Raw genomic sequence first — 7,761 nt, 5'->3', positions numbered from 1 at the left:
CCGGCCCTGAAGTTACGGTTCTCGCGTTTACGGACGGAAAAACCGTAGTCCCGATGGTTTCTTCGATGGACCACAAACGCGCCTTTGACGATAATATAGGCCCTAACACGGGCGGCATGGGCGTAATAGCGCCTAATCCCCATTACACGGACAAGATCGCCAAAATATGCGAAAAAACCATTTTCACGCCCACCATACGCGCCATGCGGGAAGAGGGCTGTCCTTTCAAGGGCTGTCTGTACTTCGGGCTTATGCTGACGGCGAAAGTCCCCGTCGTAATCGAGTACAACTGCCGCTTCGGCGATCCTGAAGCTCAGGCGGTTTTGCCCCTGTTGGAAACAAGTCTTTTGGAAATAATGGAAGCCGTAACCGACGAAAGGCTTTCCGAAATAGACATCCGCTGGAAAAACGACCACTGCGCCTGCGTAATACTGGCAAGCGGCGGCTATCCGCTTTCTTACAAGACCGGTTTCCCCATTTCAGGGCTTGCCGAAGCCGAAAACTCAGGGGCCGTCGTCTACCACGCGGGAACCGAACGCAGGGGAGAAAACCAAGGCTCGTTTTACACTTCCGGCGGCAGGGTTCTAGGCGTAACCGCCATTGCCCCAACGCTAGAAAACGCCCTCAAAAAGGCGTATAAAGCGGTCGATTTTATCAATTTTGAGGGAATTCATTACAGAAAAGACATCGGAAAGTACTAAAATACCCCGCTTAGGGTTTACTTATTTTGATTTATAGATAATAATTATATCATAAGGGTATTTATTTGTATGAAACGTAATATATTCTTTCTTCTCATCTGTTTTCTCATTTTTTCGGCCGCGGTGTACGGTCAGGAATACGACTCCCAGGCGTTAAGATTTTTAAAAAGCGGCGTACAAAACCTTATGAACGGCAATTTCAACAAGGCTATCGAAGACTGTAATAGGGTAATAAGAATCGATCCCGATTCCGCGTTAACATACGTCATTCGCGCGCGCGCGTATTTTGAATTAGGGGACATGGACAGGGCGATAGCGGACAGCACGCAGGCGATAAAACGAGACAAGGAAAACATAGGGGCGTATTCAATCAGGGGAAACGCTTACGGTAAAAAAGGCGACCTTGACAGGGCGATTGCCGACTGGAAGGCGATACTAAAAATAAATCCGGATTATGACGACGCTAAGTTGAATATCGAAAAGGCGAGTTTACAGCGGGGTTTTTAATGTATGGCAAATATTCCTTTTTACGCCGCCGGGTTAAATTTTTCCTGTAAACGCTGTTCGTCATGTTGCAGGCATGAATCCGGTTTTGTATTTCTTTCAAAAAAAGACCTTGAAAAACTTACGTTACAGACAAAGATGGACAGTGAAACTTTTATCGCCGCTTATTGCCGGTGGGTAAACGACTGGAACGGCAAACAGGTTTTATCGTTAAGGGAAAAACAAAACAAGGATTGTATTTTTTGGGAATCGGGCTGTAAGATATATGACGCGCGTCCCGTCCAATGCGTTACGTTTCCGTTTTGGGAATCCGTCATTTCATCCGAGTATAATTGGAAAATGGCGGCTTCAGGTTGTCCCGGAATTAATACCGGGGAACTTCACGACGGCGAAAAAATCGCGCGGTATTTGCAGTTGCGCGCGTCCGAACCAGTCGTAAACAGGGGGAAAGAATAATGAATGTCCGTTTTTGGGGAGTTCGCGGTTCTCTTCCCGCCCCGATAACCCCCGACCGCGTTAAAAGCAAAATCTCCGCGATTATAGAGCAGATAACTCCTGAAGACATTGTAAACGCCGAAACAAGGGAACGTTTCCTGGCGGAACTTCCCCCTTGGCTTTTTGGAACCGTCGGAGGAAACAGCCCCTGCGTATCGGTAGACTTCGGTGACCCGAAAGAATGTATCGTTTTTGACTGCGGGTCAGGTCTTCGCGAATTAGGAGTGTATCAAATAAAAGAAAACAGGAACACCACGCAATATTACATCTTTCTTTCGCGTATTCAAGCAGTTTGGCGACCGCGGAATCATAAATCGCGAGCGTCGCGGCGTCCGCTACGTTAACAGTAACTTTATCCGTTTCATTTTCCGCCTGTTTTTTTAATGGAATTTTATGCGAGATTTTTTTTTGTAAAATGCCTGATTAAAGGGGAGCTTTTTTTATGAATCATCTTTGCAAAATTTAACATTAATTATCTTCCTTCCAGTTTTCTAATTTGGGAATCGATTTCCATTTTTTCCGCAAGCAGTTCGTCAAGGTCAATTTCCGCTCCGGAACGTTCGCTTTCCCTCATCTGGGATTCGATTTCGACAACTCTATCAAGGAGTTTTCTAATTTTTATTTTTTTTATTCCGTCCTCCAAAAGTTGTCTTATTGAACTTGAGTTGAATTCCTGCGTTGAACCTTTGTCGGTAATGAACTTTTTAAGCTGTTCGTTTTTAATCCTTGAAAGAAGAGAATTAATATCGCTCTCCTCATGGATAAAACATTCTTCCATTGCGACAAACAGTTCTTTTGCGGCAGGATCATTAATCTCCTTAATTTCCAGCGACGCACGTAATTCCTTATACAGCGCCATATTGAAAGCCACAGCGGTAAGCATATAAAGTTCGACATTCCAGCTTAATTTTTCGTCCCGCAAAACATCGGTTTGTTTCGCCTTATCATGGACCTTTTGCGAATGTCTCTTCGCCTTCCAACTGCGAAAATCATCTTGAACCGCGGCACGCTCTATTCTGAAAGCGTCCGCGACAAGTGTAATACCGTTATCCCGCTCCACTTCAGTTTCAAGCGCGTCCAAATACGGAAACATATATTCCGCAGAGCGGTTAATTCCGCCGCCTTGCGCCTTATACTGTAAGCCGCTTCGCAAGATAAGGTACTCAAAGTCATTTATAGTACAATTAATAACTTTTTTCAATATATTTGGGCCGAATTTTTGTAAAATATCGGCCGGATCCTTAAAATTTTCCGAATCCGCCTGCCCAACCTCGTTTTCCAGCCCCTTTCGCATGGAAGCGAGAGCGCAGTTAAACCCGATTTTACGACAGGTGATAATGGCTTTATAAGCCGCCTTCTCGCCCGCCGTGTCGGTGTCAAAAACAAGGACTATTTTATCCGCCCAACGGCGCAAAAGGGATGCCTGTTCCTCGGTAAAAGCGGTTCCAAGGGGGGCGACGGCGTTCGAAATGCCCGCCTGATGAAGGGCTATAACGTCCATGTACCCTTCGGCGACGTAAACCGCCTTTGATTTCCTTATTTCAGGCAGGGCCAAATCCAAGGCGTACAGGGTCTGCCCCTTTTTGTAGATTTCAGTTTCCGGGGAATTTATGTACTTTGGCGGCTCTTTGCCGTCGCTTTGAAGGACGCCGGGCATTGCCCTGCCGCCGAAAGCGACTATCCTGCCCTGCCTGTCCGCTATGGGGAACATGAGCCTTCCCGTATAAAGCGGCATATTTTTATGGTGCGAGGAGAACAATCCCGTTTTTTCAAGGAAACCTTCCGAATAGCCTTTTGAAAGTAAAAATTTATGCAAAAAATAACGGTCTTGCGGTGAAAAGCCAAGCTTAAATAGATCTATCATTTCCTGCGATATGCCCCTTGTTTTTATGTAGTTTAAGGCGTTGCTCCCTTCCGGCTTTTCAAGTAAAAAATGAGTGAAGGTAAGGGTGGTTCTACGGTACAATTCATACAGTTCCTCTTTCTGCGAATTGTCCTGTTCTTCCTGCCCGCTTCCCTCTTCATAGATAATCTCAATTCCCGTCTTGCGGGCGATTGTCTTAACCGCCTCTGGAAAGGAGATTTTTTCCATTTCCATTATAAAGTTTATGACGCTGCCGCCCGCGTTACAGCCGAAACAATGGTAAATTTTCTTGTCTGGATCTACCGTAAAGGAAGGCGTTTTTTCCTGGCCGCCGGCGTGAAAGGGGCACCTGCCCCACCAGCGCCCGCTTTTCTTTTCAAGACTGACATAATCGCCCACTACGGATATGGCGTCCATGCGGTTATTCACTTCCTGAATCGTCGTTTTTGATATTAACGCCATTACGCTTCCTTTTACAGGCGGCCTTTGGGCACAAGCTGGCCGGCTTTTATATGTTCGTCTAACGTGGCGGAAAAATAATGCCTGCCTGTTTTTTTATCTTCCAGGCGGAAATAAAAGTAATCCGATTTTTCCGGAAAGAACGCCGCTTTAAGCGCGATTTCCCCGGGTGCGGATATGGGGCCGGGAGGAAGGCCGGGGACAAGGTAGGTGTTGTAGGGGCTTCTTATTTCAAGGTCCCTGTTGTAAAGGACGGAAGGATGGGGCTTGTCCTCTATTTCCGTAATTATATATTCGACGGTGGCGCACGATTGGATCGCCATGCCGATTTTAAGGCGGTTATAAAAAACGCCGGCCATAAGCGGGGCTTCGCTTTCCACCCTGTATTCGCGTTCAACGATGGACGCGAGTATCACTTTATCGTTTAATTCTTTAACGCCCATTGCCGTAAAAGAAGGGTAAATTTGCTTTATTTTAGAAAAAAAGTTATCCGCCATAGCGATGATAACCTTGTTGGCCGGATATTCGGAAGGGAAAAGGTACGTGTCCGGGAAAAGATAGCCTTCCATTGTCGCGTTGGGTATCCCGTAACGCGCGAGAATGGACGGATCTTTCGCGGCCTCTAGAAAATCATTCGCGGAACAAATGCCGGCCTCTTCAAGAATCGGAGCTGTTTTTTTAAGCGTTACGCCTTCAGGAATCGTAACCCTGTATAAGATTTGTTTGCCTAAAACAAGAATCCTGTGAATGGCGATTTGGCTCGCGGGAATTTCCAGCCGGTATGTTCCAATTTTAACCTGCCCTTTGTTAAACTTGCAGATCAAATTCCAAAAATACCTGTTCTTGATAAGCCCCGCCCTTTCAAGCCTTCTTCCTACCGATTGGGCGCTTTCCCCCTTGCGCACTTCAACGTAATAGACGCCCTCTCCCTCTTTTGTTATTCCTTCGGGCGGTGAAAAACGGAGTTCGGAAACTATACTTTCTGACTTTGGAGATACGGGCGCGTTAAAATACATAAAAGTTCCAAGAAGAACCGGAACTATAAAGAGAATACAGGCGATAATTACGGTAATTGTTACCAGCAACCGTGAAAATGTTTTTCGTTTTTTCTTTTCAGATTCTGGCCTTTGCATATTTTACAGGGATATTTCCAAACCTTCGTAGGCAAGGGTCAGTTCAATTCCCTTTATATTCATTCTTTCCAGATACCACCTTGCGGACTGTAATATTCCGTAAAGCTTGTGATCGTCGTAAGAAGGATCGTGGTGGAACATGACCATGTGCTTTATTCCCCAGTTGGCCGCGAAGTCTACCGCAAGACTGAACGCGCTGTGCCCCCAGTTGTATTTTTCAATGGCTTCGCCTAACGTATACTGGCAGTCGATAATAATCATGTCCGCGTCTTTGAAAAAAGTCGTGTTTTCTTCCGTCTTTTGAAAATCGTCGGAAGTAAGCTCCGTATCCGTGGAATAAATTATCCGCTTGCCGTTGTCGCTTACGCAGTACGCGTAAGAACCGCCGGGGTGGTTCATTTTCTTGAAACTTACGGCGCGCCCCGCTACTTTTATCTTGTCCGTAAGCTGGTTAAACGTTTTTCTCGCGCCCATCGCTTCAAGCCCGATGGGAAAATACGGGCTTACCATCTGCCCGCTAATTACCTTTTCTATGTTCGCGAAAGGGGAATAAAAATGCATCGCGCACGACGGGTTGTAACCCGGCCCGAAAAACGGCAGTCCCTGTAAGTGGTCCCAGTGAAAGTGCGAAAGAAAGATGTAATATTGCGTGGTGTTCCTGTTTTCTTTTATTTGATACACTCCTAATTCGCGAAGACCTGACCCGCAGTCAAAAACGATACATTCTTTCGGGTCACCGAAGTCTACCGATACGCAGGGGCTGTTTCCTCCGACGGTTCCAAAAAGCCAAGGGGGAAGTTCCGCCAGGAAACGTTCCCTTGTTTCGGCGTTTACAATGTCTTCAGGAGTTATCTGCTCTATAATCGCGGAGATTTTGCTTTTAACGCGGTCGGGGGTTATCGGGGCGGGAAGAGAACCGCGAACTCCCCAAAAACGGACATTCATTATTCTTTCCCCCTGTTTACGACTGGTTCGGACGCGCGCAACTGCAAATACCGCGCGATTTTTTCGCCGTCGTGAAGTTCCCCGGTATTAATTCCGGGACAACCTGAAGCCGCCATTTTCCAATTATACTCGGATGAAATGACGGATTCCCAAAACGGAAACGTAACGCATTGGACGGGACGCGCGTCATATATCTTACAGCCCGATTCCCAAAAAATACAATCCTTGTTTTGTTTTTCCCTTAACGATAAAACCTGTTTGCCGTTCCAGTCGTTTACCCACCGGCAATAAGCGGCGATAAAAGTTTCACTGTCCATCTTTGTCTGTAACGTAAGTTTTTCAAGGTCTTTTTTTGAAAGAAATACAAAACCGGATTCATGCCTGCAACATGACGAACAGCGTTTACAGGAAAAATTTAACCCGGCGGCGTAAAAAGGAATATTTGCCATACATTAAAAACCCCGCTGTAAACTCGCCTTTTCGATATTCAACTTAGCGTCGTCATAATCCGGATTTATTTTTAGTATCGCCTTCCAGTCGGCAATCGCCCTGTCAAGGTCGCCTTTTTTACCGTAAGCGTTTCCCCTGATTGAATACGCCCCTATGTTTTCCTTGTCTCGTTTTATCGCCTGCGTGCTGTCCGCTATCGCCCTGTCCATGTCCCCTAATTCAAAATACGCGCGCGCGCGAATGACGTATGTTAACGCGGAATCGGGATCGATTCTTATTACCCTATTACAGTCTTCGATAGCCTTGTTGAAATTGCCGTTCATAAGGTTTTGTACGCCGCTTTTTAAAAATCTTAACGCCTGGGAGTCGTATTCCTGACCGTACACCGCGGCCGAAAAAATGAGAAAACAGATGAGAAGAAAGAATATATTACGTTTCATACAAATAAATACCCTTATGATATAATTATTATCTATAAATCAAAATAAGTAAACCCTAAGCGGGGTATTTTAGTACTTTCCGATGTCTTTTCTGTAATGAATTCCCTCAAAATTGATAAAATCGACCGCTTTATACGCCTTTTTGAGGGCGTTTTCTAGCGTTGGGGCAATGGCGGTTACGCCTAGAACCCTGCCGCCGGAAGTGTAAAACGAGCCTTGGTTTTCTCCCCTGCGTTCGGTTCCCGCGTGGTAGACGACGGCCCCTGAGTTTTCGGCTTCGGCAAGCCCTGAAATGGGGAAACCGGTCTTGTAAGAAAGCGGATAGCCGCCGCTTGCCAGTATTACGCAGGCGCAGTGGTCGTTTTTCCAGCGGATGTCTATTTCGGAAAGCCTTTCGTCGGTTACGGCTTCCATTATTTCCAAAAGACTTGTTTCCAACAGGGGCAAAACCGCCTGAGCTTCAGGATCGCCGAAGCGGCAGTTGTACTCGATTACGACGGGGACTTTCGCCGTCAGCATAAGCCCGAAGTACAGACAGCCCTTGAAAGGACAGCCCTCTTCCCGCATGGCGCGTATGGTGGGCGTGAAAATGGTTTTTTCGCATATTTTGGCGATCTTGTCCGTGTAATGGGGATTAGGCGCTATTACGCCCATGCCGCCCGTGTTAGGGCCTATATTATCGTCAAAGGCGCGTTTGTGGTCCATCGAAGAAACCATCGGGACTACGGTTTTTCCGTCCGTAAACGCGAGAACCGTAACTTCAGGGCCGG

The 7,761-nt window shown here is 46.5% G+C and carries 10 protein-coding genes; 4 read left to right on the top strand and 6 right to left on the bottom strand.

The window, feature by feature from the left end:
* The 4 genes from ACYVTD_RS08300 to ACYVTD_RS08285 all read left to right on the top strand — a co-directional run.
* Positions 1 to 701, top strand: a 701-nt coding sequence (locus ACYVTD_RS08300) for a phosphoribosylamine--glycine ligase (RefSeq protein WP_461247300.1), incomplete at its 5' end; no start/stop codon positions are given.
* A 69-nt stretch (positions 702 to 770) separates the two neighbouring features.
* Positions 771 to 1,208, top strand: coding sequence for a tetratricopeptide repeat protein (locus ACYVTD_RS08295; protein WP_461247301.1), 438 nt, complete (start codon positions 771 to 773; stop codon positions 1,206 to 1,208).
* A 3-nt stretch (positions 1,209 to 1,211) separates the two neighbouring features.
* Positions 1,212 to 1,661 carry a YkgJ family cysteine cluster protein gene (locus tag ACYVTD_RS08290; protein ID WP_461247302.1) on the top strand — a complete coding sequence of 150 codons (450 nt, stop codon included), beginning with the start codon at positions 1,212 to 1,214 and terminating at the stop codon, positions 1,659 to 1,661.
* A complete protein-coding gene (locus ACYVTD_RS08285) occupies positions 1,661 to 2,044 on the top strand; it encodes a hypothetical protein (RefSeq protein ID WP_461247306.1) in 384 nt (127 codons plus the stop codon). Before ACYVTD_RS08290 ends, ACYVTD_RS08285 begins: the two co-directional genes overlap by 1 nt.
* 128 nt (positions 2,045 to 2,172) lie before the next feature.
* Here ACYVTD_RS08285 and dnaG read toward each other — a convergent pair whose 3' ends face one another.
* The 6 genes from dnaG to ACYVTD_RS08255 form a co-directional block, all read right to left on the bottom strand.
* Complete coding sequence (gene dnaG / locus ACYVTD_RS08280) at positions 2,173 to 4,026, bottom strand: DNA primase (protein ID WP_461247305.1); 1,854 nt, start codon at positions 4,024 to 4,026, stop codon at positions 2,173 to 2,175.
* Between the two features lie 11 nt (positions 4,027 to 4,037).
* Positions 4,038 to 5,156: an endolytic transglycosylase MltG gene (mltG, locus tag ACYVTD_RS08275; protein WP_461247304.1), complete on the bottom strand. Its 1,119-nt coding sequence runs from the start codon at positions 5,154 to 5,156 to the stop codon at positions 4,038 to 4,040.
* A 3-nt stretch (positions 5,157 to 5,159) separates the two neighbouring features.
* Positions 5,160 to 6,101 (bottom strand): MBL fold metallo-hydrolase, encoded by a 942-nt coding sequence (locus ACYVTD_RS08270; protein WP_461247303.1) that lies wholly within the window; start codon positions 6,099 to 6,101, stop codon positions 5,160 to 5,162.
* Positions 6,101 to 6,550, bottom strand: a complete 450-nt coding sequence (locus ACYVTD_RS08265) for a YkgJ family cysteine cluster protein (RefSeq protein WP_461247302.1) — start codon at positions 6,548 to 6,550, stop codon at positions 6,101 to 6,103. The genes ACYVTD_RS08270 and ACYVTD_RS08265 overlap by 1 nt, the downstream gene beginning before the upstream one ends.
* A 3-nt stretch (positions 6,551 to 6,553) precedes the next feature.
* Positions 6,554 to 6,991 (bottom strand): tetratricopeptide repeat protein, encoded by a 438-nt coding sequence (locus ACYVTD_RS08260; protein WP_461247301.1) that lies wholly within the window; start codon positions 6,989 to 6,991, stop codon positions 6,554 to 6,556.
* Between the two features lie 69 nt (positions 6,992 to 7,060).
* Positions 7,061 to 7,761: phosphoribosylamine--glycine ligase (locus ACYVTD_RS08255; protein ID WP_461247300.1), on the bottom strand; the 701-nt coding region annotated here is incomplete at its 5' end.

Source organism: Treponema sp. R6D11, from assembly GCF_054786075.1.
This window is presented reverse-complemented; position numbering and strand designations above follow the sequence as displayed.